We start from the raw sequence: 25,476 nt of genomic DNA, 5'->3' as shown, positions 1-25,476 counted from the left end.
CCGTCGGTGATCGCGGAGAAATATCGAGTGACCATGGCGCGGGGTGGGGGAGGCGGATTTCGGCGTGATGCGATGCCATGCCCGGTCGAGAGGGCACTGCCAGGGCTTGGTTGACATAAAAGCCGTTTTCGGCACGTTGTATCCGCTTGCGCAGCACCCAAGAACAACGAGCCCGAGGTGTCGGTACGTTCGAGAACGAGCCGCATCGACGCTTCTCCGCGCAGGTGCCAGCGCCTACCTCGCGCGCCGTCGGATTCTGTCGCTGGTGTAGGGCGCGCGGTACATGATGAGCGTTCACTCCCTCCTTGCGGCTGATTGTCCGCATCGGGAGATAGAGTCGCTGAACTTGCTAGGTGGCGCACGGCCATTTCGAAAGGCGGATTGATGGGCAACAAAAGGGCCGAGGTCATCGACATCGGCGTCGACGAACTGGCACTGTCGCTTGTAGGTTGGCAGGTAGAAGACGCTCAAGCTCGGCTCGTGACCAAATCGGATGATACGACTAACCACGAGCAGCGCGTTGCTTTCTCTGCTACCTTCCGATTTCTGTCCGAGGACTGGACCGACCGCTTCAAAGGCAGCGATGGCGGTGACTATGCCTCGGAGGTTTTCCTCACTTTGAACCGGCGCGACACTCCTGCCCCCTCGAGCAACTACCAATGGGTCGTCCTTGAGAAGATCAAGAAGGCCAAGAAGGGCCTGATCCGCGTATCCGCCAAGAGTGACACCTGGACCTGCCGCGAGCCGCTGGCCGCGAAAGACCTCGATCTCCGTCTGACGGCCTACGATCTCGACGACGTTTCGGACCTATATATCAACTCGAAGCTCACACTTCCCAGTCCGACGACTTCACTTGAGATCACGGTGGTGGACGAGACCAGCGTCGACGCTCCTCACGCGAAGGTCGCCGTCGCGAACGCTTACCTGTCAAAGGGTGACTACAGGACGACACTGACCGTGCACGCCGAAGGCACCTTCGATTTCGGCAGCGCGGAGGATCTTCTCAAGGCGCACCTGAGCCGGCGCGATTGGGAAGACGACGGATCCACCGTGAAGGACTCCGCGCCATTCGAGGTGGACGTACCCGAGATCAGATTCGAGATCCTGGACGACACCGGGTTCCTGCTCGATGGCCGAACCTGCACGTTCTATGGGCACATCCCGGTCGACGACCGGGGGAACGCCCCCCGCCGCCAGCCTCGGTGGATCGGCCGCGACGTCATCGACATCGAGGACCTGCCAAGTGATCCGCACCGGGTCGTCGTGCGCGTGACCGACGGCGACGCATGAGCGAGCTGGCCCAGCACCTGGCAGCGTTGCAGGCCCGGCTGGTCGACGAGCACAAGCAGGCCCCCGGCCTGTTCGGGGAGATCGCTCGAATGGAAGACCTGCTGGCCGACACCTACCGCAACCGAGTGCCCTACGAACTGCTGCAGAACTCGGACGACGCCGGATCCACCATCATCACCATCACCGGACTCGGCGGCAGGACCTGGTCCTGGGCGAACAACGGCCGACCCCTCACGTTCGCAGATGCCGAGGCACTGTGCAGAAGTGCAAGCTCGACCAAGCGCCGAGGCGGTGACTCGATCGGATACCGCGGCATCGGATTCAAGTCTCTCGCCGCGATCGCTTCGCGTGTCGATGTCCGGTCCTCCGGCGTGGCCTTCTCATTCGACCGAAACGTCACCGCCCAGTTGCTCGGCGAACAGTCACCTTCTGCAGTCCCTCTGATCCGGATCCCGTGCGAGATCCGCAGCGCCGACAGGACCGACGGCGCAACTTTCACGATCTCCGGACGCGACGGCGCTGATGCTCCGCTGGACGCCATCGACCCGACAAGCCTGCTGTTTCTCCGCCACGTCGACCGCGTGGACATCAGCACCCCCGAACGGGCCGTCACCATCAGCGTGGATCGCGACGACTCGGGAGTGACGCTCCACGACCAAGCCGGAGCCGCGAGATTCGGGCTGCTCCAGTACGGGACCGCGACGATCGCAGTCCCCCTCGACGCACGCGCCCAGTCGCTCACCGGACTTCGCGGCCGCCTCGCTTGCGGCCTGCCGCTAGACGACGAACCGGGCCTGCCCGTGGCCGTGTCCGGAGACCTGCTGACCGATCCATCGCGCACGCACGCCGTTGTCGGGGACGAGTCCACTCAACAGGTGCTCGCGGACGCCGCCTCCGCCATCGCACACGAGCTGACTACGCCAGAGGCTCCGTTGTTCCAGCGGCTCTGGGAGTTGGTCCTGGAAGGCGAGGACCTCCGCTCCCTCTTGGTGTCCTCACACGCGACAGCGAGCAACGCACTACTCGCTGCGCTCCAACGCGCGATGAAGTCCCGGCCGAAGCCGTTCGCCTACTCGCCGATACCTTTGACGACTGACGATGTCACCTGCATCTTCCCGGCAGGTGCACCGGTGGCGCTGTACACGAAGAAGAACCAGCCCAGCGCACGCGCGCTGAAAGCCGTCCTGGGACTGGACACCCTCAACCTCCAGCAGCTCGTCGACGAACCTGTGGTCGAGCAGCTGTCCGACGATTTGATCGCGCACCTGGGCACGCACCTCGGCGAGATGGCCCGTAGCTACGGCAGACAGCTCACCGCCGCTGAGCAACGCGTCGTCGACAGGGGGCCGGCCTCGTCGCCGCTGCCCTCCCCGCCGATCGTCGCCCAGCGCCCCGCAGAAGTTGCGCGCCAAGGAGATGTACCCCCGGCGGTGGAGCCTCTGGCAGACATCGTCTCCCGGTGGCGCACTGCCGAAGTCGCGACCATGGAGTACCTCAACGGCCGCGGCTGGCGCCTCGAAGACGTCAGCGGACAGAACGTCGGGTACGACCTCTCCGGCAGCAACCCTGCCGGAGAGCCCGTGCGAATCGAGGTCAAGAAGGTCGACCACGCGGATGCGCGGTTTGCCATGACGAACAATGAGATGTCGCTGATGCTCGCCTCCCCAGGCGGTTACCTGCTTGCAGTGCTCATCGGTGACGGCCGCTACGTCAAGCTTATGATCGTCGACCCCAGCAACGAAGGACTGCCGAAGGAGCGGGTCTGCCGCAGATGGGACTGGGAGTTCACCGACTGGGCACGCTTCGCAACGGTCGTCGACTGACTGCGGCCGGGCGATCGCCCGGCCGCAGCCTCCATAGGATTCGAGGGTTCGTGTTCGTCGGGTTAGTTAGCTGAGTTTCGGTAGCGATGTTGAGTTTCGGCGAGGTGGAAGCAGCCTGGGCAGACGTGTTTCGCGGAGTTGATCATCCGCTACGGCTCCGCGCAGGGAACACCTCACGATGGGAGCCGAGGAGGTCGGCGCCAGGGAGTGAGCGATCAGCCGCTCTTGCAGGCAGGACAGCCCGCTCTGGCTCGGACGCCGGGACCCGGACAGCAGCGGTGGTGGTAACAGCGGGGGAGCTGACGAGACCGTTAGCGGCACCTCGACTTCCGCCGCCTCGAGATGTGAATGACGCCGGGTTACGGGGTCAGGGCAACCCGATGCCCAGCCCGAATTGCTCGTGGAGCGCGTCGGCCACGACATCCTGACCCTAGCCCGGTGCGGAGAGGTCGCTGGTGTCGACGATGTCGAGGACGAGCGGCTGGTGTCGGTGTCGCAGGCGGGCCCACGCCGCCTTCCCCGCGTTCGATCCAGACTGTGGCGCACCGCCTGTACGTGGTCAAGGCATGGAAGCTGACCGAACGGAGCGCACGAGACCTCTCCCTCGCGGCGGCCGCGCGTGATCTGGCGGAGCTCTCGGTGAGCGAGTCGTCCTCGAGTCCTGCGACCAGGACCACGAAGACAACCGCGTGATTCGGGAGGCGTTCGGCGCCGACGCGCCGTTCACCTACCACCACGACCGCCTGAACAATCCGCTGTTGAGGATCCCCGACAGGGATGCTTCCTTGCACCAAGGCGATCCGGGACGACGGCCACGTCGCACTGGCGGAGTTGACCGACCGCAAGGCCCGCACCGCGGTCACACAGACTTCCGGCCCGCCATCGGGTCCGCAGCAGCCCACGGTGCTGCGTCCGGTGAACAAGAGTCTGGGCCATCTTTGACAACAGAGCCCTGCGCTTGTCGCGATGGCCAGGCGTGCGCCTCATCACCCGCGAATTGTCGTCACGGTACCCGCCGCGTACCCGAACTCAATGCCGGAGGCATCCTGAAACTCGTCTCCGCAGAACAGTGTCGACATGCAGTTTCGGGATGAACTTATGTGACGTCGCGAACTGTGGTGATCACTCGCTGTCGCCCGGCCCTCACCGTGTGTCTCACTTCCAAGGTTTTGGGATTTCAGTTCCAGCTCAACTGGCATACTCCCAGGTGCCATCGGGCGGAGCGGCACCGGGAAGTTTCCGTTCAATTCGGGTGAAGTTTGGTGTAAATTAGTAAGGTGCTTGAGAATGTGATTATTAAACCGGCTGCATGGTGTGAATACGAGTATCGACGGTGTCCCGACGGGTGTCAGATTGAAGTCGCGGAAAATAGGCTTCGCGAGGCGCATCGGCGTTGGCATGAGTGTGCCGATTCGTACAGCGATCCGGATGATTTCCGGGATGGGCTGAATTCTGCCATTCAAGCGCTGAGGAATGTCACCTTCGCGCTTCAGTCGGAAAAATCGAGAATCGATGGCTTCGCCGAGTGGTATTCAAAAGAGCAGGAATCGATGAAACAGGACCCTGTTCTACGCTGGAGCCTTGACTCTAGGAACACTATCGTTAAGCAAGGTGAACTCAATACTCTTTCTCGACTCAAGGTGACCTTGGTTCCTTCCTACGGGGAAGAAGCTATGGCAGTCATGGGTGAGCAATTGACTTGGGAAGAACTTCGCACTGCCAGCCTCGGTTCGATTCTCCAAAACCCGGTGAATGCACCTGTCGAGTTGACGGTCGAGGAAGTGCTGGAGGGTCTGAATGAGCTCGATATCCCAATGAGCATTCGACAAGGGGCGAGTGTAATTCTGGAGCATCGGTGGGTGGACGAGAAGATGCCGGAGTACGAACTACTCTCCCTGTTGGCGCATGCGTATGGACGTCTGAGCTCCATTCTCGCGAGGTGCCATGAGCTCATGGGCATGAGGACGTACCGGGTTTCGGGTGGCACGAGGGGAGAAGCCGTGGCATGGAAAGCCGAGATCCTGAAGGATCAACCCCTGGACGGGAAATTGCCATGTATGGTCTCCACTCGACATCACCGCATCACCCGGTTTCGACTAGTGGATGGAACCGAAGTGAAGGAGTATCGAAATTGGAAGGCGGATTACGACCCGGAGGTCGCTGACCAGGTTCGCGAGAGTCGCATCTATGGTGATCTACCCGAGCTTCCACGTCACGCACTGGGCGGGATGCAGAGCGACGACCAGTTGGCTCGCACCGTTGAAACCTATGCTGAAATGGCGCGAGGAATCCTCCGGTCTGGTCAAGACCACGGGTGGTTCACCTACTACTTCCGCCGGGGCTCTTGTATGGGTGGACGAGTCCACATGACTGTCGACACCCAAGGAAAGCATGCAATATCTGCAGACATAGCGCGGGCGGCACTGGAATACGATGCAGATGCCCTCGTGATGATTGGTGAAGTGTGGACTTCTCCGATGCAGCGCACGATTGACGGCGCCTACGTTCCCCCCTCGCTGCACGCAGAGCGTACTGAGGCCGTGGCAGTGACGGCAATCTCCAGGTCAGGAGCCAGCGCCGGTGGCCTTCTGAGCTTTCGTGTCCTCAACGGTGAACCACCACATCGTAATGTCGAGATTGGTGAGTTCTCCTTACAGCCAAACGCTACTTTCGGGGATGGTCTGCTATTGCCCACCCGCCGGGCGTGGGGGCTCGTCGAAGCAGACGTGCTGACAGGGGAGTCGTTCTGGCGCGCACAGGCAGTGGGCCGAGGGCCCGACGATCGGAAGCCGGATTCACGTCGGCTGTAATCGACCGTTTGTGGCCGGCGAATCGGCCGATTTGCCGGCCACGGTGTGACTCGCGGTGATAGGTGGCGGTGTTCTCGCACCGTCGGATGGCGGTTCCTGCGCTGGTTGCGCTCGAACGTGTTGCTGAGATCTGTCCGGCAGGACGATCCGTCGACCGGACGCGATACCCCCGAGCGCAGTATCCGGCAGACCGACTTCGAGATCGGCTGACAAGAGTCGGTCAAACCCAGCAACGACTGGTACGCTCAGTGACCTTGAGCCGTTTCGCATGGCTTCACCTGAGTCACCGTGCGCCCGCATCGCACACGACGTCTGAGGGCAAGGTCCACGGGATCTGCGACATTCATCCAACGCACTTATCGCGCGTGTAGTGGATGCGGGCTGCTGTACGCGCTGAACAGTGGTTGGAGGACCCCATGACGAAGAATTCTGCGCGTAAGCGTGCTGCCCGCAAGCACAAGGACCAGGCTGACGTCAGCTATCGCGAAGGGTTGGCGATGGCCGATTCCGAGCACGCCGCCGCAACGAACCCGTATGCCGAGCTTGCTGAGGAGTTCAAGAGCGTTACCGAGTTGCTCCGTGAAGCGGTCGACGGCGACACACAGTTGACGGAACATGAGCTCGCCGTTGATGAAGGGGCCGGACACGCATTCGAGGTGACCATCCCCGAGGTCACCGAGGGGCCGATCGACGTCGTGGCAGTCACCCACGACTTGGCGACCCTCATCGTCGACGAGCACGAGGAATTCGACGGCGGCACCACTATCGGCGAGGTGCGAGTCGAAGCAGATGTCGAGTGGGAAGCGTGTGTCTACAGGGCGGACTACTCCGGCGCCTCCGACGATGTGCCTTGGAACGTGATCGACACCGACTGGAACGATCACTATGTCCGGGTGAGCGGGACGCTCCGCGCCGAGCTGATCTACCACTACGTGGCCGATCACGGAGCGCAGACCGTCGATGACCTCGCCATCCAGGGGATGGAACAGTTGTCGGCAACTGCGACTGCGTAAGTCGCGGACACTCGCACCTGCCCGCCGCCGGCTTGGTCCGACAGCCACGAGGCTCGATGGGCTCGGGCCGGCCTGGTATCGGGACGGGTGCGCGTGGACAGTCAGATCCGCGACGTAGCGTGCCGGGCCGATTCCATCTAGATTCGGCCCGGCACCGCCCTGCTGTCGAACATCCGGGTCGACCATGATGTCGTCGGTGCGAGAGTCAGTGTCAGTGCGGCTGTCATCGCTGCGCCTTCTCCCTCGATGGCTAGTGCGGCCCGGTCAACCAGGGCCGCAGAGGCGGGGCGATCATGAGGCATGAAGAACGAGCTGACATGCGCGAAGTGCGGACATCACGAGTGGTGGGACGACGGCAACCATTTTGGCGAGCGGACGGACTTCGATCATCACGTATGCGGCAGCCCGCAGCGGTACGCGATGTGTGGCAGCGAGTGCGATCACCTCTTTCCCGGTTGCGCGAAGCTGCCCGAACACCCCTCGTACCGCCCGGAAGCAGTGACCAGCGCGGTCGCGGCCGGCGGCCGCGGAAGCGAGGTGACTCGTGAACGACAACGGACCGGGCGCGCTTGAACAGCACGTCTATCTTGACCTTCGCCAGGGCCGGTGGTGCCGGGAGTATTTCGCAGTGAGGTCAAGGGAGTGCAATATGACACAGATGTGACACACAATTGGGCAGTGTCGAGCTGTTGGAACAGGTCATTCGAGAGGCAAAGGCACTGACCAGCGGAAATTTTGCCTGGATTTCGTTTTTGTACCCGCTTACTTCTTGAAAGCGAGCGTGGCGTTAAACCCACCGGGGGTTCAAATCCCTCCGCTTCCGCCACAGCCCCTCACCTGTTTCGGCAGGTGAGGGGCCTTTTTGTGCCACCGTCACGTCGGTGTCGAGTCGGTGGTGAACCGGTCCTGGGTGGCCGCCCAGCTGGCGAGGAGTTGCAGCGCGTCGGGGGTCGGGAACGTTCGGGTCGAGGATCTGCCGGATCCGACACTGCAGCAGCCGACCGACGCGATCGTGCGGATCGTGCGCACGTGCGTCTGCGGATCCGACCTGCACCCGTACCACAACCTGCCCGCGACACCCGGCGGTACGCCGATGGGGCACGAGTTCATCGGGGTGGTCGAAGAGGTCGGTGGGGAAGTGTCGACGCTGAAGAAGGGCGACTTCGTGATCGGCCCGTTCGCCTGGTCGGACGGAACGTGCGACCTCTGCCAGGAGGGTCTGCAGACGTGGTGCCGCCACGGCGGGTTCTGGGCCGGGAACGGGATCGGCGGCGCGCAGGCCGAGGCCATCCGGGTACCGCTGGCGGACGGCACCCTGGTAAGGCGAGTTCAGCGGTCGACGGGTGCTACCCGGAGTCGGTTACCGTCCAGATCCGCGGCCACGAACGTCAGCCCGAATACGTCCTCGCATGGTTCCTCCAAAATCTCGACGCCCTTGTCCAGCCACTCGTCGTAGATCTCTCGGATCTTCGGGCTTCCACCTTCGACCAGGAGCCCGACCTCGAACGCCGGGACCGAGGGAGCGTCGGCCGTTCGAGTCTTCCCTCCCCACAGTGCGAGAACGACCCCACCACCCAGGTCGAAGATCGCGTAACGGTGGCTGAGCATCTGAGCTTGCATGCCGAATAGCTCGCCGTAGAACGCCGCCGACGAGGCGGTGTCGCTGACATAGATCAAGAACTGATTGGGCAGGCGCATGCGATGTCCTTTGCTCGGCGGAATATGACGGCCGTCGTGTGCCCGTCCGACCGGAACCAAACCCGTGATGGACGCAGATCACTCGGCGGAGGGTAGGCCGCGTGACCACGCTAGGTTCGACAGCAGCGATACGTCCAAGAGCTGGTTCGTCTCGCAACTAGAATCAACGGTTATGGAACTGCGCCAGCTGCGGTACTTTCTGGCTGTCGTCGACGAGGCGAACTTCACCAGAGCTGCGGATCGACTGCATGTCGCGCAACCGGGTGTCAGTGCGCAGATACGCCACCTGGAACGCGAACTGGGGCATGCCCTTCTGGACCGCTCGGGGCGAACGGTGACACTGACCGAGGTCGGTGCCGCTGTAGTTCCCTACGCGCGCGCCGCGGTGGCTGCAGCATCGGCGACGCGCGATGCGGCCGATGCGGTGGCAGGCCTGGCACGCGGGCACGTCGGTATCGGCTCGGTGCCCTCGGCGGCACTCGACCTCGTCGAACTGCTGGCAGACTTCCACGCCCGCTACCCAGACATCGAAATGACCATGACCGTGAGTTCGGAGGCCCTCCTGACGGAGGTCCGCACCGGACGACTGGACCTGGCTTTCGTAGGCCTGGCCGGGGACTCGCCGTCGGGTATCGCCTGTCGCGTCATTCGCGAAGAGGCGCTCGTGGCCGTTGTCGCCCACACCGATCCACTGGCGGAGAAACCCACAGTCTCGCTTCGCGAGCTCGCCGCGCGCCCACTGATCACGCTGCCGCGCGGAACGGGGATCCGTTCTGCTCTCGACGCAAGCTTCGCCGAGACCGGCCTGCCCGCGCACATCGCCTTCGAGGCCAGCGATCCACAGGTCGCGGCTCGACTCGCACACCGAGGACTCGGAACGGCGATCCTGCCGGCATCCGAGGTCTCGCAGGACGATGCCGGAGAGCTGATCCGCACGGTCGCGATCACCCCGCGAGTGTCGGCCCGTCTTGCTCTGGTGTGGCGAGCGCATGGGCCGCTGAGCCCCGCAGCGGGCGCCCTACGCGCGCTGGTCACAGTGCGAGCATGATGCGGCTCATCTCGGACGGTCTGCATCTGGCTGAGATCCATCACGCAATAGGAGACAAGCCCTAGCTCCGTTGGTCCTGGTCCCGCGGATCGGCGTGACCGAGCAACGCGCGCAGGATCGGTTCGGCGTGTGTCCACAGGACGGCGCCGCCGATGCCGGGCACCAGGTGGCGAACAGCTCCGGGGATGCGGGCGGCCAGACTCTCACCGTGGTCGGGTGAGTGGCTGGTGTCCTGATCGCCGTACCAGATGTCCACGGGGACACGGATCGTCGTGAGGTCGATGGGCCAGCTTCCCATCGCCAACACCGTGTCGCGCGCGTAGCCGGCGGGGCCCGGCGCGAACGCCTCACGCATGCTGGAGCGATAGGACGCCTCGAACGTGGGGTCCCGGTAGACCGCGAGGTCGGACGCGGGGCTGGAGTCGATCACCATCTGCCACATGGCGTCCGCGTCGAACGTCGCGAAGAGACGTTCCGCGGCGTCCGGATCCGACGCGGTCAGTTCGACGAGATCGCGGAGTGGTTCGGGCAGGGCATCGGCGAACTGCGGTGCCGCCACCTCGTCCGCACCGGACACGATCGCGACCGCGCCACTGACACCGGCCGCCGCGCAGGCGAGGGCGAAGGGCGCCCCCTGAGAGTTCCCCACGATCGCCGGCCTGCCGAGCCCACGCAGCGCGGTGAACTCGCCGACATCGGCCGCGAAGTCTCGAAACGTCTTACCGGGCAGCGGTGTCGACCGGCCGAGGCTCGGACGGTCGAGCGAGACGAGCCGCGCGCCGAGCGCATCGACGACGCCGGCGCCGAACCCGAGTGATCGGGTGGTGGCGGCGCCCGGGCACAGCAGCACGGGAACCCCGTCCTCACGGCCCCATTCGGCCCACCCGATCACTCGCCCGTCGGCGAGGCGCGATTCGCCCAGTCGGGCCGGCACCGAGATATCCACAGACATGGGCCCGATCCTCGTCCGCCCTGCCGGGCCTTGTAAACGGATTTTCGATGCCTCGACCCGGGCGGTGCTAGTCGGTGACGGGGCGGTAGGTGCACACGAGCACCCCGGTGCCCGTGGTGACCGACGAGACCAGCTCGAGCGGGCGCTGGACACCGTCGTCGGGGAAGATCGTCTTCCCGCCGCCGAGGAGCACCGGCTCGATCATGAGCAGGAGTTCGTCGACCAGGACCTCACGCAGCAGTGTCCGCACCAGCGTCGTGCTGCCCATCACCGACAGGTCGCCGCCTGCGGTGGCGCGCAGCTTCCGGATCTCCGCGATGGCGTCGCCGGCCGGGATACGCGTCGTGTTGGTCCAGGTCAGCTGGTCGTCGGTGAGGGTGTCGGTGACGACGTACTTGCGGATGTTGTTCATGTGGTCGGCGAACGGGTCTCCGGCCCGCTCCGGCCACGCGGCCGCCATCGTCTGCCACGTGCGGCGCCCGAACAGCAGCGCCTCCGTCTGCTGCGCCGCGGCACCGATCGCCGCGCCCATCACCTCGGCGTCGAAGTACGGATGGGACCACCCGCCGTGGGCGAAGCCACCGTCGGTGTCCTCCTCGGGCCCACCCGGTGCCTGCACGACGCCGTCCAGGCTCATGAACTCACTGACCACGATGCGCACGGACTGTCTCCTTCGTCTCGACGAACTGTTCGTTGATACAGACCGACGATCCACCCCAAACTCATCGGTGTCGAGGTGCCCGCCCGGCGTTCGCCCCAGTGTCCCCCGACGACCGCGCGTCGTTCACCTCGACGCGCTGCAATGACGGTCGGGCATTCGCCCCTCACCACGGATCGTCGGGCACGTTCCTGCCCGTGAAAGGAAGCCCCCATGGCCACCGTCACCTTCGACGGCATCACCCGCCGCTATCCCGGAGCCGATCGTCCCGCCGTGGACGCACTCGACCTGGACATCGCCGACGGCGAATTCCTCGTTCTCGTAGGGCCGTCCGGCTGCGGCAAGACCACCTCGCTGCGCATGCTCGCCGGACTCGAGGATGTCGACGACGGACGCCTGTCCATCGGCGACCGCGATGTCACCGACGTCGACGCGAAGGACCGGGACATCGCCATGGTGTTCCAGAACTATGCGCTGTATCCGCACATGTCGGTCGCGGAGAACATGGGATTCGCGCTGAAGATCGCCAGGACACCGAAGGACGAGATCAAGCGTCGAGTGCAGGAGGCGGCGAAGATGCTCGACCTCGAGCCGTACCTGGACCGGAAGCCCAAGGCGCTGTCCGGCGGTCAGCGCCAGCGCGTCGCGATGGGCCGCGCGATCGTGCGGCAACCGCAGGTGTTCCTGATGGACGAACCGCTGTCGAACCTCGACGCCAAGCTCCGTGTGCAGACCCGCAACGAGATCGCCCGGCTCACCCGCAGACTCGGTGTCACCACGCTCTACGTCACCCACGACCAGGTGGAGGCAATGACGATGGGCGACCGGGTCGCGGTCCTCGAGGGTGGGGTCCTGCAACAAGTGGACACGCCGCGGAACCTGTACCTGCGCCCCGTGAACCGCTTCGTGGCCGGGTTCATCGGCTCGCCGGCGATGAGTCTGATCGACCTCGAACTCGCCGACGGCGGAGCGAGCCTGGCCGGTGTCACCGTCCCGATCGCGAGGGACGTCGTCGCGGCGGCCGGCGGTGACGCGATCACCGTCGGCGTGCGACCGGAGGCGGTGCGTCTGTGCGGCACCGACGACGGTGTCGAGATGCGGGTGGACGTCGTCGAGGAGTTGGGCGCTGATGCGTTCGTGTACGGGCACGTCACGGTGGCCGGCACGCGGCATGACCTGACGGTCCGCACCGAGGGCCACGGGGCGATCCCGCTCGGCACGACGGTGCGGGTGAGGGTCGACCCCGAGGCGCTCCATGTGTTCGACGCCCGCACCGGGCTACGTCTGAGCGCCTGAGCAGGCTGTCGAGTCGGCCTGAGCGCCCACTCTTCGTCGTCAGCGGAGGAAATCCGCGTCCACCGGCGAGGAGTGGGCGCTCGGGCCGACACCCGGCGAGCTACCGTTCCAGCACCAGTTCGTGCAGGTGTGCGGCCGTTCGCCCCTCGAGCGTGGGCCACAGGGTGTGTCCCGGATCGTCCGGCAGGGCAACCATGTTCGGTACGCCCAGCGCAACCACTCCCGAGGCGCGGGCCGATGCGAGCCCGGGGAGCGAATCCTCGATCGCGACCACTCGGTCGTGCACGAGCGTCTCCCGCGTCCGGCGCATCGTCTCGACCGCGAGCAGGTAGGGCTCGGGGTGCGGCTTGCCGCGAGTGACCATGTCTCCGGTCACGAGGAACTCGAACGTGCCTGGCGGGAGCATTCGGGCGATCTCGGTGGCCAGCGGGCGTTCACTCATCGTCACCATCGCACAGGGGATTCCGGCATCGCGGACGTCCGCGAGCAGTTCCCGCGCCCCCGGTCGCCACGGCACTTCGACCCGAACCTGGGCGATGACCGACTCGAGGAGGGTGTCGATGATCTCGCGAATCCCGAGATCCACCCCGGCGTCCCGCATGACGGTGGCCGAGTCGGGCAACGCGCTCCCGACGAGCGATGTCGCCTGCTCGTGACTCCACGGAATCCCGTGCGCGGCCATCAGTTCGGTTTCGGCACGGAACCAGTACGGTTCGGTGTCCACGAGCGTTCCGTCCATGTCCCACAGCACCGCCTGCACGGCGGTGTCGAGCTCGATCACAGGTTCTCCTCGTCTGACGAAAATGGTTGGTAGGAACTCTCTTCCGGATCGACGACCGTCACGGCCACACCGCGGCTCCGCAGCGTGTCGAGCAGGTCGGCCGGTGCTGCGGTATCGGTGACGAGGTGGTCGATCGACGACCAGTCCGTGACCAGGTGCAACGACGTTCCACCGAGCTTGCTCGAGTCCATCAGCAGGACGCGTCGGCGTGCCGACCGGATCATCTCGGTCTTGACCGCGACGATCGACTCCTCCTGATGGTAGGTGCCGTGGGCGTCGGCGCTCGACGTGGAGAAGAACACCGTGTCCACGCGCAGGCCGCGGATGGACGCCGCCGCGGCGACGCCCAGGAACGACTCGTGGCCGACGTCGTACGTGCCGCCGATCGCGGTGAGGGCGCTCCGGCCGTCGGCAGCGATCCGCGACAACGCCGGCAGATAGTTGGTGACGATGTGCAGGTCCTCGACGTCCAGCAGATGGTCGAGCATGGAGGCCGCGGTCGTCGAATCATCCAGCAGCACCGACTGTCCGGGCGAGACCAGTTGGTGTGCGGCGGCGGCGATAGCCCGCTTCTGCGGGACCGCCACCAGTCGTCGCAGTGTCGCCGCGATCTCGTAGGTGCTGGTGCGCTGGACGCTGACGCCACCGCGGAACTTGCGGATGATGCCACGTCGCTGGAGTTCGTCGAGGTCACGGTGCGCCGTCATGAGCGACACCCCGAACCGTGTGGCCAGACTCTGTGCCGACGCATCCTGGTCCGCCAGAAGGTATTCGAGTATCGCGTCGAGCCGCTCCTGTCGGGTGTCGCTGATCGAGCGTTGCGTCATGAACCGTCCTCACTTCTGCTGTCGGGACCACCAGTTCATATCAACGCGACTGTGATGAATGGGTCGTGAACTTGGCGCGAAGCTTTGCCCGACGGTCGTCGAATCACAAGCGACTCCCGGCGTGGCCGGTGCGAGGCTGACCTTCGAAAAGTCCAGTACAAGAACCATTTCAGGTGTTCTGGAGGTGCGGATCGGGTCTCCTGGCCGGGGGTGATCGAGGTTTTGACCGACTCATCGGTGGGTGCAAACATCAGCACCGGCCGAGCTCGTTGATAACACCCGAGTGATACCCAGGAAAGGTTCGTGGCCGTGTCCCTGACAATCCAGCGCCCCGCGGAGGCGCCGACGCCACCCATGCGCGAACCGGAGCTTGCAGCGCCCGCTGTGCGCCGCCGCGGCGGCCGCTCCCGGCGACGGCGGCGCGAGTACCTGCTGTTCGCGCTGTTCGCGCTCCCCAATCTCGCCCTCATTGCGGTATTCGCCTACTGGCCCGTGATCGGCAACGCGTATCTCAGTCTCACCCGCTGGGACATGATCGCGCCGCAGCCGACCTTCGTCGGATTGGACAACTACGCAACGTTGTTCACCGATCCGTCGTTCCTTCGGGTCCTGCGGATCACTGCGGTGTGGGTGGTCGCGGTGGTCGGGATCAGCCTCGTCGGCGGACTCGCCCTCGCGCTGCTCTTCGCCGCCAAGGTCCCGGGACGCAGGGCCGTCTCGGCGCTGGCGTTCTCACCCCACATCCTCTCCGGAGCGGCGGTGGCCGCGGTGTGGTTGTTCCTGTTCGACCCGAACTACGGACTCAGCCGCGTGGCGTTCTCCGCGTTCGGACTCGACTCGCCGCACTGGACGACGTCGAGTCGGTGGGCGCTGCCCGCGTTGATCATCGTCGCAGTGTGGAAGGGGGTGGGGTTCGTCGCCATCGTCTACCTGGCGGCGCTGCAGTCGCTGCCCGGCGACGTTCTCGAGGCCGCGCGACTGGACGGTGCGGGGAAGTGGAAGACGTTTCGCCACATCATCTTTCCTCTTCTGTCGCCGACCACCTTCTTTCTCGCGGTCACCCAGATCATCGGTGCCTTCCAGTCGTTCGACCTCATTGCGATGATGACGAGCGGTGGACCGGGCGAGGCCACCACGACGCTCAGCTGGTTCATCTACTCGCAGGGATTCATGCAGTTCAAGGCGGGCACCGCCGCGGCCGGAGCGATGATCATGTTCGTGCTGCTGCTGGTGGTCACCACGGTCCAGCTGCGGTACGTCGAGAAGAAGGTGCACTACTGATGGCCACCTCGACTAAGGTCGCGCATCGACACACCGCCACCGCCCACAAACGGCGCGTCCGGAAAACCCTCGGGGTGGCGGCCCTCGTCGTCGTCGGGCTGCTGTTCCTGATCCCGTTCTATTGGATGCTCAGTTCGGCGTTCAAACCCGAGGACGAGATCTACCGGTGGCCGCTGCAGTGGATTCCGTCCGAGCTGGTCCTCGACCACTTCCGAAGGGCGTGGGACGCGGTGCCGTTCGGGCAGTTCTTCGTGAACTCGGCGATCGTCACCGCCGTCGGCGCGACCCTCAAGGTGATCCTCGCGGTGTTCAGCGCCTACGCCTTCGCGTTCCTCAACTTCCCGTTCAAGCGGGTGATCTTCCTGGCGGTGCTCGGGGCCCTCATGGTGCCGGGACACGTCACGCTGCTGATCAACTACATCACCATCGGCAACCTCGGGTTGATCAACACCTACGCCGGCATCTTCCTGCCCGGACTGGCCAGTGCCTTCGGTACCTTCCTGCTCCGTCAGCACTTCCTCGCTCTGCCCCGGGAGGTGCTCGAGGCCGCCGAACTCGACGGCTGCGGGCACCTGCGCCGGCTCACCCGGTTCGTGCTGCCGATGGCCAAGCCCGCCGTCGTCACCGTGGCGCTGATCGCGGTGATCGACGAGTGGAACGACTTCATCTGGCCGCTGCTCGTCACCAACTCGCTCCAGATGCGCACTCTCCCGATCGGATTGATGTTCCTCAAGGAGAGCGAGGGCGTCGATCAATGGGGTCCGATCATGGCGGGCACCGTCCTCGTGGTGCTGCCGATGCTGTTGCTGTTCCTGTTCGCCCAGCGGTACATCATCGCCGGTCTCGCCGGTGCGGCTGTCAAGAACTGAAAACAATCCCCTCTCCGTCACTTTCACGATCCCGAGGAGTTCCCTCATGTCCGTGTTCTCTCCCGGTGCCAGTTCGCTGAGCCGCCGCCGCTTCCTCACCCTGGCCGGCATGACCGCCGCCGCGGTCCCGGTCCTGGCCGCCTGCGGGTCGCCCGGCGGAGCTACCTCCGGTGGCGGCTTCTCGCAACCCGACGTCGCGCCGCCCGCCCAGTTCAAGGGCCGCACCAATGTCGTCGTGTGGAGTCCGTGGTCTGGCACCAACCACGAGGCCTTCACCGGACTGGTCACCCGCTTCAACGAATCGCAGTCCGACATCTACGCCGAGGTCCAGCAGTTCAAGGGCTACGACGGCGTCACCGAGAAGCTGTCCGCCGGTCTGCAGGCCCGTCAGGTCCCCGAGATCGCCGTCTTCTCCGACGTCTCGTGGAACAAGTTCTTCCTGTCCAGCATGATCGAACCGCTCGACGGCTACTTCACCGGGGGCTGGAACGCCGACACTTACCACCAGCGCCTGTTCGAGGAGGGCGTGGTGCGCGGGTCGTCGTACTGGGTGCCGTTCGGACGCTCGACGCCGCTGTTCTACTACAACAAGCAGATCTTCGCCGAGGCCGGTCTGCCGGACCGGGCGCCGCAGACCTGGGACGAGTTCCGTGACTGGGGGCGCACCGTCACCGGCCGCACATACCGCGGCAACAAGGTGGCCATGCGCGCCTACACCGGCGCCGACGACTGGTACTTCCAGGGTCTGCTGTGGAACTACGGCGGCGCCATGTCGCAGGGGATGGACGTGACGCTCGACTCGCCCGAGGCGATCGCCGCCGCCGCGTTCGACCGCGCGGTGATCAACGACGACAAGGCCGGCTACCTGGCGCAGGACTTCGTCACCGACTTCAGCAACGGTCTCGTCGCCACGATCACCAACTCGACCGGTGCCCTCACCGGACTGGTCAAGGGCGCCGACTTCGAGATCGGCACCGGCTTCCTGCCGACCGCGAAGGACGTGGGCGTGCCGACCGGCGGTGCCGGACTGTCCATCCTCAAGAACGCCGACCCGGATCGAAAGGCCGCTGCCGCCAAGCTGATCGAGTTCCTGGCGCAGGACCGGCAGGCGGGCGACTGGGCCGTCGAGACCGGATACCTGCCCGCGACGCCGGGGGCCACGGCGTCGGCCGCGGTCACCAAGCGGATCGCCGAGAACCCCAGCTATGGCCTCGCGGTGAAGCAGCTCGACATCGCCCGCCAGCCCGATGCCGTCCGCCGCTACGTGTCGTCGACGATCATCGAGGTCCGCAACGCGATGCAGAAGGTCTACACCGAGAACGCCGACCCGGCGAACGTGCTCTCCGCTGCCGCCAAGGTGATCCGCAAGGACACCGACGCGATCCGCGCCCAGTACGAGGAGCTGGTGGCCTGATGAGTACCCCGCCTCTCACCTATGCCGTCGTCGGTCACCGCGGCGCGATGACCGAATCACCCGAGAACACCCTCGCCTCGTTCCGGCTCGCCGAGGAGATCGGCGTCCACGAACTCGAGTTCGACGTGCGGCTGTCCGCCGACGGCGTCGCGATCATCGTGCACGACGCGACGTTGGACCGCCGAGCCGCCGACGAATGCGGCCGCGGACTCGGCCCCGTCGCGGACCTGAACTACGAGCAGATCCGTGGCGTGGATGTCGGTGCGGGGGAGTGTGTCCCGACCTTCGAGGACGTGCTCGACGCGACCACCGTGACACTCCAGGTGGAGCTCAAGGCCGTCGAGGCCGTCCCTGAGGTGGCTCGGATCACGAACGCCCGCCCCGACGATGCGCGTCGGATCCGGTTCACCAGTTTCCTGCCCGAGGCGCTGCACCGGCTGCGGGAGCTGGCGCCGGACGTGCCCCGCGGACTCATCACGCTCGGCTACCCCGACGCCGAGCGACATCCGGAGGGGATCGAGACCGTGCTCGCCGCGACCGGTGCGAGCGCGTTCTACAGCGGCTGGGACGGGCTGACCCTCGACGTCGTCCGGCGGCTGCAGGACTCCGGCCACGAGGTGGGCGCCTGGCCGGTCCGCGGCCTCGACGACGTCCGCCGAGGCCTCGAGTGGGGCCTGGTCAGCGGTACCGTCGACGACCCGCGGGCGGGTTGCGCGTGGTTGTCGCAGGCGCGGCGGCTTATCCGCCGGGATTGAGCGGCTGACGACGCGGCGGTGGGGCTGCACGCGCGATGTGTACAGCCCCACCGCCGGTCTCCGACGAGCAGGCAGCCCTACGCCTATGCCCACCAGTTGCAGGCGATCGCGGGGTGGGCGGGCGCGGACTCCCGGGTTGGGGGACGTGTTTCTGCGGGCGGTCCTGCACGACACGCCCGCTCGGCTGCTCGGGCTGTACCCGGAAGGCTGATGCGCGAGGAGGAAGGGCGGCACGGTGGTCGACGCGATCGCCCTCCGTGCGGCCCTTCCCGATTCAACGGCGCGCCAGGTCGGCGACCACGTCCTCGAACTCCCGGGCCCCGGTGAACACTGCCGCACACGCCTCGTCGAGTGGTTGGTCCCGCAGCCTCCGCGCGAATGCCAGCTCCGCCTCGCGGACGAGCTCCCGGCGAAGTCGACGAATCCGCCCGTCGTCGCGCGCGGCTTTGCTCACGGCCTCGACGAGATCCTCGATACCCGACTCGTCCACGGCGCTGGTACTGATCACGGGAGGCCGAACAGCGTCGGTGCGCCTGAGCCGCAGCATGCGTTCGAGCTGTCGCGCAGTGGTTCCCGCTCCCGGGAGGTCGGCCTTGTTGACGACCAGGACATCCGCGACCTCGAGAACCCCGGCTTTGATCGCCTGGAGGTCGTCACCCAGCCCGGGCACGGAGACGAGGACGGAGACGTCGGAGAACTCCGTGATCTCCACATCGGACTGGCCGCTTCCGACGGTCTCGAGAAGCGCGACGTCCCAACCGGCAGCGTCGACGGCGTCGATCAGTGCCGGGACTGCCCGGGCCAACCCGCCGGCGTATCCCCGAGAAGCGATGGAACGGATGAAGACCCCGGGGTCGCACGTGTGCGCCCCCATCCGGGTGCGGTCGCCCAGTACCGCGCCCCCGGAGACGGGGCTCGAGGGGTCGACAGCCAGTACGGCCACACGGGCTCCGGCCCCCCGCAGCACGGTGACCATGGCCCCGATCAGTGAGGACTTCCCGGCACCCGGCGGACCGGTCAGTCCGACTACCAACGACCGCCCCGTGTGCGGGCGTATCCGGCTACGTAGGCTCGCGGCGTCGGGCCCGCCCCGCTCCAGAATCGTCAGGACCCGGGCGAGACTCGCTTCGTTCCCGGCCAGGAGCTCTCCCACCAGGTCCGTCATGCGACGATCAGTGGGTTGCCGAAGCCGAGTTCGTCGCGGAGCGTGCCGACGATCTCGCCGTGTGTAACACCGCTGATCGCGGCGTCGACCACCTTCTCGAACACGTTCGCCTCCTCGTCCTGAGCCGCGTGGCGCAATCCGTCGACGGCCCGCCGGACGTCGGTTTCGCTGCGATCCCGCTTGAACTGCTTGAAGGCTTCGACATGTGCCGCCATGGCGTGTGGATCGGGGCGATACGGCGGCGGCTGGGTGCCCTCGTCCGCCTCCGAGCGGTAACAGTTAACCCCGATGACCCGGTCTTCCCCGAGGTCGATACGTTCCTGGGCCGCGAGCGCGGACCGGCCGATCATGCCCTGAACCAGTCCGGAGCCGACGGCCTCGTACATCCCGCCGGCGTCCTCGACGACCTTCATGACCCGGAGTATCTCCGCCTCCATCTGGTCGGTCAGTCGTTCGATGTAGTAGGAGCCGCCGAGTGGATCGATCACGTCGCAGAGGTGGGCCTCCTCGCGCAGAATGTTCTGGGTGGCAATGGCGATGCGAGCCGATTCCTCCGTGGGGCAGGTGATCGCCTCGTCGTAGGCGTCGGTGTGCATCGACTGGAGTCCCGAGAAGATCCCGGCGATGGCCTGTGTTGTCACGCGGGCGATGTTGTTCAGGGGCTGCTGAGCGGTGAGATCGACGCCCGACGTCTGGCCGTGGAACTTGAACCGCCACGAGCGCGGATCCTTCGCGCCGAGTCGTTCCTTGGTGATCCGGGCCCAAATCCTGCGGCCCGCACGGAACTTCGCGATCTCCTCGAAGAAGGAGATGGACACATCGAAGAAGAACGTGAATCGCGGCAGGATGGCGTCCGGGTGCAGGCCGCGGGCCATGCAGTCCTCCGCGTACTGGATCGCGGTCGAGAGTGTGAAGCCCATGGTTTCGGCGGGGGTGGCCCCTGCCTGTTGCATGTGCTGGCCCACGACCGACACCGGGTTCCACCCCGGCACCCGCTCCCGGCAGTACGCGACATGATCGACCAGGACCCGTCGCGATCCCGGCTGGGACAGCCGGTAGAACATGTGGTTCGCGACGAAGTGCGAAATGTAGTCGGATTGGTTGGAGGTTCCCGTGATCCGGTCGAACGGCACGCCACGGCGCTTCGCGGTGGCCAGCACGAAGGCGAGCAGTGTGAACGGCGTGGGGTCGTTCATGGCCGTGGAGATCGAGTCGAGCGGAACCCCGTCGAGCGCAGTACCCATGTGGTCGACGTTGTTGATGACGGTCCCGCAGGTGCCGAGCAGGGGAGCGGGGACCTCGTCGCAGTCGAGGCCTCTGAACCCGGAATTGCAGGGCAGCAAGCTGATTGCGTTGGCGCCGAGGTCGAGCAGCTGGCGAACTCGAGCGTTGTAGTCCTCCGGGGTGCCCAACCCGATGAGCTGTCGTTGCGTCCACGTGCGCCCCCGGTACATGGACGGGTAGATGCCGCGGGTGTACGGCGCCTGCCCGGGGTACCCGAGATCCGAAGCGAACCGGTCACCCGACCAGTCGTCGGGTGTGTAGAGCGGGTCGATCGGAATGCCCGACCGATTTCGGACCACCCGGTCGTCGGGGACCTGACCGGCATACTCGGGAGCCCAGCGTTCGCTCCCGGTGACGGGTTCCACCATGGTCATGCCGTCACCTCCGTCCTGAGCTGATCGGCCAGCACGGCCTCACCGAGCTTCGTTACGGCTCCGACGATTTCGTCACGAGCGGATCCGGGCCCGAAGATCTGTGCCACGCCGGCATCGCGGAGCATGGCGTGCTCGCTGTCGGGAACGATTCCGCCGACGACGATTGCGATGTGGCCGAGTCCGGCCTCCCTGAGACTGTCGAGCAGGTCGGGGATGATCAGGTGGTCCGTGGCGAGGGAAGAGATGCCGATGACAGCTACGTCCTCCTGGCGCGCGAGCCGGACGACAGCGTCGATCGTCTGCCACGGCGGTGTGTAGATCACCTCGTGTCCGGCGTCCCGGAGGTACGCCGCGATGATGCGACTGCCGCGGTCGTGGCCGTCGAGACCGATCTTGGTGACCATGATCCGGATGGGTGCACCCATGTGATGCCTCCTTGGGTCTCGCTCTCGAATGCGAGCGAGTGCTCGCTCGCATTCGAAGTATGCGCACGGCGCGGAAATGCGTCAAGCGTCCAGGGGAGGTTGCGGGCCCGTGCCGGCTCCTCGATGGCTATGCTGACCCGCAGCCCCCTGGGGAGCCCTGGAGCCGCCCGCTCGCGGGGCGCCCGACCTGACGAGGAATCGATGACTCCCTTGCATGCTCGCGAACAGTTGCCCAGTTCGTTTCGCTCGGCGGACGCGACCGGGTCGAGCCGATGAGGGTGAGTCGCGAGGAGCGGCGGAGTCAGCTCCAGGCTGTGGCGACCCGGCACATCATCGAGCGCGGGTTCGACAGTGTCTCGGTGAACGAGCTCGCCGAGGATCTCGGATTGAGTGTCGGCGGCCTGTATCGCTACATCCAGACGAAGTCCGACCTGCTGGTGATGGCCTGCGAGACCATCTACGGAGGCCTGCGGGAGACCCTGGCGGAGATCGCGACCGGCAGTGAGCGCGATCTGCCGGAGAAGCTGCGCCTCATGATCGAGGTGTATTTCCGCGAATGTGTCCGGAATCAGGAGCAGATCCTGTTGATGTATCGGGAGTATCGGCACCTGCCCGAGGATGCGCACCGTCGATACAAGGAGAGGGAACTCGGCATCACCGGCCTGTTCGCGGACCTGATCGGTGCGGGCGTCCGGCGCGGCCTGTTCGGCGACGTCCACGTGCAACTTATCGCGCAGGACATCGTCCTGTTGGGGCACCTGCCGGCGCTCAAGGGGTGGGCGGTGAAAGGCGTGGAGTCCGACGTCCTCGTCGCCGAGCACGTGGAGTTGATCATGGCTCGGCTCGAAACGAGGCCGCAGGGCGCCGCGGTGAGCGGCGGCCCCGAGTCAGGGGAGTAGCCCGGCCCGGCGGGCGGCGTCGACGGCCTCCTGTCGGCTGTGCGCGCCCAGTTTGGTCAGGATCGAACGCAGATAGCTCTTGACTGTCTGGGGAGACAGGTTCAGGGTGGCGGCGATCTGTCCGTTGTGGAGGCCGGTCGCGACGTGGGCGAGTACGTCGACCTCGCGTTCGGACAGCATGCCGTCGTGTCGTCCGGTGGGGGCGAGGCGCCCGCAGAACTCCCGCAGGGTCTGCCTGTCGCTGCCGAGTTTCGCGCCCGCGGCCAGTGCCCTCAGCTCGGCGAACGCGCGGCGGATTGCCTCGGTGTCGCTGACGGTGAGCGGTGGATCGCCCATCTTCACCCCTTCCCGTCCCCGGTGGGCGCCTGGCGAGGATCTGCCCCGTTCGGCCCTATTGTTCGTCGGCTGTGCTGTCGTTAGTATGCGAGCGAGTGCTCGCCTCTTTCAACCCTTCTGACGAATTGAGGTGTTCGATGACGCCGGTCGCCGCAGGTTTCGACGCCAGCAGTGCTCTGGACCGCACCCTTGCGCTGGCGCAGCGCCGCTCGGGATTCGACGTGGTCTTCGCGGGACGCGTCCGTTCCGGAACGCTCCGGATCAGCAACCTCCGCGGCAACCGCTGTGAGGCGCTCCGCGGGCTGTCGCTTCCACCTGGTGTGGGGCTGGGTGGGAGAGCCACGACGTTGGGTCGGCCGGTGTCCGTGCAGGACTACTCCTGTGCACGCGCCATCACCCACGAGTACGACAGTGCAGTGGCGAGGGAGGGGCTGCGGGCGTTGGTCGCAATACCCACACATGTCCACGGGCAGGTGAGCGCGGTCCTCTACGGCGGCGTGCGCGCGCCCATGAGCATCGGCGACCGCGCCGTCGACGACCTTGTGACAGTGGGGCGCCAACTGTCCCGCGATCTGGAGACCTCCCCCTCCGCCGTGGCACCGACCCGAGCGGGCAACGGGGCGAGCGCCTGCGACAACGATACGGCGTCGAGCCGCGCACACTGGTGCGCTGTCGTGGAGGAGATGGTGGCCGATCTCGCGGGGATGCCCGAACGCCCGGTACACGCGAAGGTGCGGACCACGTGTCTGGAACTGCTGGGAGCCCTACGCGGGCAGTCGGACCCGGGCGAGTCGCCGGCCGTCGGGGCGGAGGATCTGAGGGTGCTCGAGCTTGCCGCGGTGGGGTGTACCGACCGCGACATCGCCGAGAATCTCGGGATCGAATTTCACACGGTGAGACGTCGAATGCGCTTGCTGCGCCGGGTGTTCGGTGTCCACAACCGGTACGCTGCGGTGTCCGCGGCTCGCGTCGCGGGACTCCTCTCGTGAGCGCGCCTCCGTCGCCGACCGGTCTGCGCCAGGCTGCTGCGATGTTCGAGGCCGACAGGGCATCCCGCCGGCACGGCATCACGGTCACCGAGTTCGCGGAAGGCGCCGCCGCAGGAACAATGACCGTCACCGAAGACATGCTCAACGGACACGGAACGTGCCACGGCGGTCAGGTCTTCCTGTTTGCCGATACCGTCTTCTCCTGTGCCTGCAACAGTCGTGGCACGGTGACAGTGGCGGCCAAGGCTGACATCGTGTTCGTGGACGGTCGTGGCACTGTTCCGGGGTCATAGTCGGGCGTTGCCCGTGGCCCGGGACTGACTGCGCGACTGTCCGCGCGCGGGCCCCGCTCCCTCGTTCGACTGGGAGAGAGCCGGCCCCGAGCTGTCAGACGGTGAGCTTGGTCTTCAACGCGGTGATGGTGTCGGTCGACAGTCCCAGTCCGTTGGTCAGATAGTTGTCGAAGGTGCCGAAGCTGGTGCTGATCTCGTCGAAGCCGGCCTGGAGGAATTCGGGAGAGACTCCCATGAGAACCTTCATGGCCGCGCCTGCCTGCCCGCCCTTCGCGGCCGTGACCTTGGCGGCACTCGCCTCGATCGAATCCTTCGAATACTCTTTGGTGAGTAGGTAATTGCTCATCACCGTCGTGTCGTCGACACCGGCGATCTTCAGTAGAACCGCGCTCGTCCAGCCGGCCCGATCCTTGCCCGCGGTGCAGTGAAAGATCTGCGGCCCGTCCGTTGTAGCGATGTCGGTCAGCAGGGTCGCAAACTGTGCGCGCATCGCCGGATCTGCCACGAACTGGCGGTTGGCATTGGTGAGCACTGCCGCAGCGCCTTCCGGAGTGGAGAGATCCACCGACGACGTGACGGCGCCGCTCGCGGCGTCGCCGAGGATGTTGACGTGCGTGTAGCGCGCCCCTGCCGGAACGCGATCCGGGCCCTTGTCGATTTCCGCGGTGGTTCGAAGGTCGTAGACCGCCTTCACGCCGAGGGCGTCCAACGTTGCGGCATCCACGTCGCTGGTGGTCAGCGCGTTGGAGCGGTAGAGAACGCCCTCGCGAACACGACGTCCGTCGGATGTGGTGTAGCCGCCGTTCGGTCCCGCCAGGTCGCGGAAGTTGTTGACGGACATGAGCCGTGGAGTCTGCACCGTTCCGGTAGGACTCGACGACAGCGAGGACGCCGTCGACGAGACGGTCGGGGCAGTTGCGGTGTCGTCCGTCGTCGACTGGCTGCATCCGGAGAGGACAACGGTCAATGCCGCAGCGACACCGACAACTTTGAGACGGGAATTCAACGCTTCTCCTTCGAACACTCGCAACAGAACGACCGAATCCTGATCGAAGGAACTGGCGGAACCGTGGCCGCCCGGTGAACGGTTGGTGGCCTGTCGGTGTGGTTCGCGGGGTTGGCGACGAGCGCGTGGCCATTTCGGGGGTAGCCGTGTTCCGTGCGTGGAGTCGATGATGTGGTACCAGCGAAGAGGA

The 25,476-nt window shown here is 65.8% G+C and carries 25 protein-coding genes and 1 pseudogene; 16 read left to right on the top strand and 10 right to left on the bottom strand.

Annotated elements, in window-relative coordinates:
• The first annotated feature begins 384 nt into the window (after nucleotides 1-384).
• From J2X34_RS18305 to J2X34_RS18275, 7 genes and pseudogenes are all read left to right on the top strand, one after another.
• Complete coding sequence (locus J2X34_RS18305; protein ID WP_429518916.1) at nucleotides 385-1,290, top strand: hypothetical protein; 906 nt, start codon at nucleotides 385-387, stop codon at nucleotides 1,288-1,290.
• Complete coding sequence (locus J2X34_RS18300) at nucleotides 1,287-3,113, top strand: sacsin N-terminal ATP-binding-like domain-containing protein (RefSeq protein WP_429518912.1); 1,827 nt, start codon at nucleotides 1,287-1,289, stop codon at nucleotides 3,111-3,113. The genes J2X34_RS18305 and J2X34_RS18300 overlap by 4 nt, the downstream gene beginning before the upstream one ends.
• A gap of 537 nt (nucleotides 3,114-3,650) precedes the next feature.
• Entirely contained in the window at nucleotides 3,651-3,806 is a 156-nt protein-coding gene (locus J2X34_RS18295; RefSeq protein WP_429518909.1) for a hypothetical protein, read from the top strand.
• A gap of 84 nt (nucleotides 3,807-3,890) precedes the next feature.
• A complete protein-coding gene (locus J2X34_RS18290) occupies nucleotides 3,891-4,055 on the top strand; it encodes a hypothetical protein (RefSeq protein ID WP_429518907.1) in 165 nt (54 codons plus the stop codon).
• A 335-nt stretch (nucleotides 4,056-4,390) separates the two neighbouring features.
• A complete protein-coding gene (locus tag J2X34_RS18285) occupies nucleotides 4,391-5,923 on the top strand; it encodes a hypothetical protein (RefSeq protein WP_429518905.1) in 1,533 nt (510 codons plus the stop codon).
• A 374-nt stretch (nucleotides 5,924-6,297) separates the two neighbouring features.
• The gene (locus tag J2X34_RS18280; protein ID WP_429518902.1) at nucleotides 6,298-6,936 is read left to right on the top strand and encodes a hypothetical protein; all 639 of its coding nucleotides are present in this window, start codon (nucleotides 6,298-6,300) and stop codon (nucleotides 6,934-6,936) included.
• Nucleotides 6,937-7,858: 922 nt separating this feature from the next.
• A pseudogene (locus J2X34_RS18275) lies at nucleotides 7,859-8,260 on the top strand (alcohol dehydrogenase catalytic domain-containing protein); the annotation flags it as partial.
• A 5-nt stretch (nucleotides 8,261-8,265) separates the two neighbouring features.
• Here J2X34_RS18275 and J2X34_RS18270 read toward each other — a convergent pair.
• The gene (locus tag J2X34_RS18270) at nucleotides 8,266-8,634 is read right to left on the bottom strand and encodes a VOC family protein (RefSeq protein ID WP_114723792.1); all 369 of its coding nucleotides are present in this window, start codon (nucleotides 8,632-8,634) and stop codon (nucleotides 8,266-8,268) included.
• A 172-nt stretch (nucleotides 8,635-8,806) separates the two neighbouring features.
• Between J2X34_RS18270 and J2X34_RS18265 the strand changes: the two genes are divergently transcribed.
• Nucleotides 8,807-9,682: a LysR family transcriptional regulator gene (locus J2X34_RS18265; RefSeq protein WP_429518896.1), complete on the top strand. Its 876-nt coding sequence runs from the start codon at nucleotides 8,807-8,809 to the stop codon at nucleotides 9,680-9,682.
• Nucleotides 9,683-9,743: 61 nt separating this feature from the next.
• Here the strand turns inward: J2X34_RS18265 and J2X34_RS18260 are convergent, their stop codons facing one another.
• Nucleotides 9,744-10,634, bottom strand: a complete 891-nt coding sequence (locus tag J2X34_RS18260; protein WP_429518894.1) for an alpha/beta fold hydrolase — start codon at nucleotides 10,632-10,634, stop codon at nucleotides 9,744-9,746.
• 67 nt (nucleotides 10,635-10,701) lie between these two features.
• On the bottom strand, nucleotides 10,702-11,295 hold the full coding sequence (locus J2X34_RS18255; protein ID WP_429518890.1) for a dihydrofolate reductase family protein: 594 nt from the start codon (nucleotides 11,293-11,295) through the stop codon (nucleotides 10,702-10,704).
• Between the two features lie 210 nt (nucleotides 11,296-11,505).
• On the opposite strand from J2X34_RS18255, the gene J2X34_RS18250 reads away from it, so the two are divergent.
• Complete coding sequence (locus J2X34_RS18250; RefSeq protein WP_429518886.1) at nucleotides 11,506-12,588, top strand: ABC transporter ATP-binding protein; 1,083 nt, start codon at nucleotides 11,506-11,508, stop codon at nucleotides 12,586-12,588.
• Between the two features lie 100 nt (nucleotides 12,589-12,688).
• Here the strand turns inward: J2X34_RS18250 and J2X34_RS18245 are convergent, their stop codons facing one another.
• Both J2X34_RS18245 and J2X34_RS18240 read right to left on the bottom strand, forming a co-directional pair.
• Nucleotides 12,689-13,369, bottom strand: coding sequence for an HAD family hydrolase (locus tag J2X34_RS18245; protein ID WP_429518881.1), 681 nt, complete (start codon nucleotides 13,367-13,369; stop codon nucleotides 12,689-12,691).
• Nucleotides 13,366-14,196, bottom strand: coding sequence for a DeoR/GlpR family DNA-binding transcription regulator (locus tag J2X34_RS18240; protein WP_429518877.1), 831 nt, complete (start codon nucleotides 14,194-14,196; stop codon nucleotides 13,366-13,368). Before J2X34_RS18240 ends, J2X34_RS18245 begins: the two co-directional genes overlap by 4 nt.
• A 309-nt stretch (nucleotides 14,197-14,505) precedes the next feature.
• Between J2X34_RS18240 and J2X34_RS18235 the strand changes: the two genes are divergently transcribed.
• Genes J2X34_RS18235 through J2X34_RS18220 form a run of 4 tightly spaced genes read left to right on the top strand, consistent with a single transcriptional unit; the run spans nucleotide 14,506 to nucleotide 18,515 of the window.
• Nucleotides 14,506-15,477, top strand: a complete 972-nt coding sequence (locus tag J2X34_RS18235) for a carbohydrate ABC transporter permease (RefSeq protein ID WP_429518873.1) — start codon at nucleotides 14,506-14,508, stop codon at nucleotides 15,475-15,477.
• Complete coding sequence (locus J2X34_RS18230; RefSeq protein WP_429518870.1) at nucleotides 15,477-16,346, top strand: carbohydrate ABC transporter permease; 870 nt, start codon at nucleotides 15,477-15,479, stop codon at nucleotides 16,344-16,346. Before J2X34_RS18235 ends, J2X34_RS18230 begins: the two co-directional genes overlap by 1 nt.
• A gap of 46 nt (nucleotides 16,347-16,392) precedes the next feature.
• Nucleotides 16,393-17,760, top strand: coding sequence for an ABC transporter substrate-binding protein (locus J2X34_RS18225; protein WP_429518867.1), 1,368 nt, complete (start codon nucleotides 16,393-16,395; stop codon nucleotides 17,758-17,760).
• Nucleotides 17,760-18,515: a glycerophosphodiester phosphodiesterase gene (locus J2X34_RS18220; protein ID WP_429518863.1), complete on the top strand. Its 756-nt coding sequence runs from the start codon at nucleotides 17,760-17,762 to the stop codon at nucleotides 18,513-18,515. The genes J2X34_RS18225 and J2X34_RS18220 overlap by 1 nt, the downstream gene beginning before the upstream one ends.
• A gap of 274 nt (nucleotides 18,516-18,789) precedes the next feature.
• Here J2X34_RS18220 and meaB read toward each other — a convergent pair whose 3' ends face one another.
• The 3 genes from meaB to J2X34_RS18205 are packed head-to-tail and all read right to left on the bottom strand — an operon-like array spanning nucleotide 18,790 to nucleotide 21,763.
• Complete coding sequence (gene meaB / locus J2X34_RS18215; RefSeq protein ID WP_429518859.1) at nucleotides 18,790-19,680, bottom strand: methylmalonyl Co-A mutase-associated GTPase MeaB; 891 nt, start codon at nucleotides 19,678-19,680, stop codon at nucleotides 18,790-18,792.
• On the bottom strand, nucleotides 19,677-21,338 hold the full coding sequence (locus tag J2X34_RS18210) for an acyl-CoA mutase large subunit family protein (RefSeq protein ID WP_429518855.1): 1,662 nt from the start codon (nucleotides 21,336-21,338) through the stop codon (nucleotides 19,677-19,679). Before J2X34_RS18210 ends, meaB begins: the two co-directional genes overlap by 4 nt.
• Nucleotides 21,335-21,763 carry a cobalamin B12-binding domain-containing protein gene (locus J2X34_RS18205; protein WP_429518852.1) on the bottom strand — a complete coding sequence of 143 codons (429 nt, stop codon included), beginning with the start codon at nucleotides 21,761-21,763 and terminating at the stop codon, nucleotides 21,335-21,337. Before J2X34_RS18205 ends, J2X34_RS18210 begins: the two co-directional genes overlap by 4 nt.
• 314 nt (nucleotides 21,764-22,077) lie before the next feature.
• On the opposite strand from J2X34_RS18205, the gene J2X34_RS18200 reads away from it, so the two are divergent.
• Entirely contained in the window at nucleotides 22,078-22,662 is a 585-nt protein-coding gene (locus J2X34_RS18200) for a TetR/AcrR family transcriptional regulator (RefSeq protein ID WP_429518848.1), read from the top strand.
• On the opposite strand, the gene J2X34_RS18195 is transcribed toward J2X34_RS18200, so the two are convergent.
• Nucleotides 22,651-22,998 (bottom strand): response regulator transcription factor, encoded by a 348-nt coding sequence (locus J2X34_RS18195; RefSeq protein ID WP_429518844.1) that lies wholly within the window; start codon nucleotides 22,996-22,998, stop codon nucleotides 22,651-22,653. The two genes, J2X34_RS18200 and J2X34_RS18195, sit on opposite strands and share 12 nt — an antisense overlap.
• A 137-nt stretch (nucleotides 22,999-23,135) precedes the next feature.
• On the opposite strand from J2X34_RS18195, the gene J2X34_RS18190 reads away from it, so the two are divergent.
• Together J2X34_RS18190 and J2X34_RS18185 are read left to right on the top strand one after the other, a co-directional pair.
• Entirely contained in the window at nucleotides 23,136-23,987 is an 852-nt protein-coding gene (locus J2X34_RS18190; RefSeq protein ID WP_429518840.1) for a GAF domain-containing protein, read from the top strand.
• Between the two features lie 41 nt (nucleotides 23,988-24,028).
• On the top strand, nucleotides 24,029-24,280 hold the full coding sequence (locus J2X34_RS18185; RefSeq protein ID WP_429518835.1) for a hotdog fold thioesterase: 252 nt from the start codon (nucleotides 24,029-24,031) through the stop codon (nucleotides 24,278-24,280).
• Nucleotides 24,281-24,374: 94 nt separating this feature from the next.
• Here the strand turns inward: J2X34_RS18185 and J2X34_RS18180 are convergent, their stop codons facing one another.
• The gene (locus J2X34_RS18180; RefSeq protein WP_429518831.1) at nucleotides 24,375-25,286 is read right to left on the bottom strand and encodes a tyrosine-protein phosphatase; all 912 of its coding nucleotides are present in this window, start codon (nucleotides 25,284-25,286) and stop codon (nucleotides 24,375-24,377) included.
• Nucleotides 25,287-25,476 lie beyond the last annotated feature (190 nt).

It is taken from the genome of Rhodococcus sp. BE178 (assembly GCF_050433545.1).
Classification (GTDB): domain Bacteria; phylum Actinomycetota; class Actinomycetes; order Mycobacteriales; family Mycobacteriaceae; genus Prescottella.
Note: the sequence above shows the minus strand (reverse complement) of the source record. Positions and strands in the feature narration are given on the sequence as shown.

Bases quoted from the DNA above. Each gene is read 5' to 3' on its own strand.
- J2X34_RS18305 (WP_429518916.1), top strand. From the start codon at position 385: ATGGGCAACAAAAGGGCCGAGGTCATCGACATCGGCGTCGACGAACTG.
- J2X34_RS18300 (WP_429518912.1), top strand. From the start codon at position 1,287: ATGAGCGAGCTGGCCCAGCACCTGGCAGCGTTGCAGGCCCGGCTGGTC.
- J2X34_RS18290 (WP_429518907.1), top strand. From the start codon at position 3,891: ATGCTTCCTTGCACCAAGGCGATCCGGGACGACGGCCACGTCGCACTG.
- J2X34_RS18280 (WP_429518902.1), top strand. From the start codon at position 6,298: ATGCGGGCTGCTGTACGCGCTGAACAGTGGTTGGAGGACCCCATGACG.
- J2X34_RS18270 (WP_114723792.1), bottom strand. From the start codon at position 8,634: ATGCGCCTGCCCAATCAGTTCTTGATCTATGTCAGCGACACCGCCTCG.
- J2X34_RS18265 (WP_429518896.1), top strand. From the start codon at position 8,807: ATGGAACTGCGCCAGCTGCGGTACTTTCTGGCTGTCGTCGACGAGGCG.
- J2X34_RS18260 (WP_429518894.1), bottom strand. From the start codon at position 10,634: ATGTCTGTGGATATCTCGGTGCCGGCCCGACTGGGCGAATCGCGCCTC.
- J2X34_RS18250 (WP_429518886.1), top strand. From the start codon at position 11,506: ATGGCCACCGTCACCTTCGACGGCATCACCCGCCGCTATCCCGGAGCC.
- J2X34_RS18240 (WP_429518877.1), bottom strand. From the start codon at position 14,196: ATGACGCAACGCTCGATCAGCGACACCCGACAGGAGCGGCTCGACGCG.
- J2X34_RS18230 (WP_429518870.1), top strand. From the start codon at position 15,477: ATGGCCACCTCGACTAAGGTCGCGCATCGACACACCGCCACCGCCCAC.
- J2X34_RS18225 (WP_429518867.1), top strand. From the start codon at position 16,393: ATGTCCGTGTTCTCTCCCGGTGCCAGTTCGCTGAGCCGCCGCCGCTTC.
- J2X34_RS18220 (WP_429518863.1), top strand. From the start codon at position 17,760: ATGAGTACCCCGCCTCTCACCTATGCCGTCGTCGGTCACCGCGGCGCG.
- meaB (WP_429518859.1), bottom strand. From the start codon at position 19,680: ATGACGGACCTGGTGGGAGAGCTCCTGGCCGGGAACGAAGCGAGTCTC.
- J2X34_RS18210 (WP_429518855.1), bottom strand. From the start codon at position 21,338: ATGACCATGGTGGAACCCGTCACCGGGAGCGAACGCTGGGCTCCCGAG.
- J2X34_RS18205 (WP_429518852.1), bottom strand. From the start codon at position 21,763: ATGGGTGCACCCATCCGGATCATGGTCACCAAGATCGGTCTCGACGGC.
- J2X34_RS18195 (WP_429518844.1), bottom strand. From the start codon at position 22,998: ATGGGCGATCCACCGCTCACCGTCAGCGACACCGAGGCAATCCGCCGC.
- J2X34_RS18190 (WP_429518840.1), top strand. From the start codon at position 23,136: ATGACGCCGGTCGCCGCAGGTTTCGACGCCAGCAGTGCTCTGGACCGC.
- J2X34_RS18185 (WP_429518835.1), top strand. From the start codon at position 24,029: ATGTTCGAGGCCGACAGGGCATCCCGCCGGCACGGCATCACGGTCACC.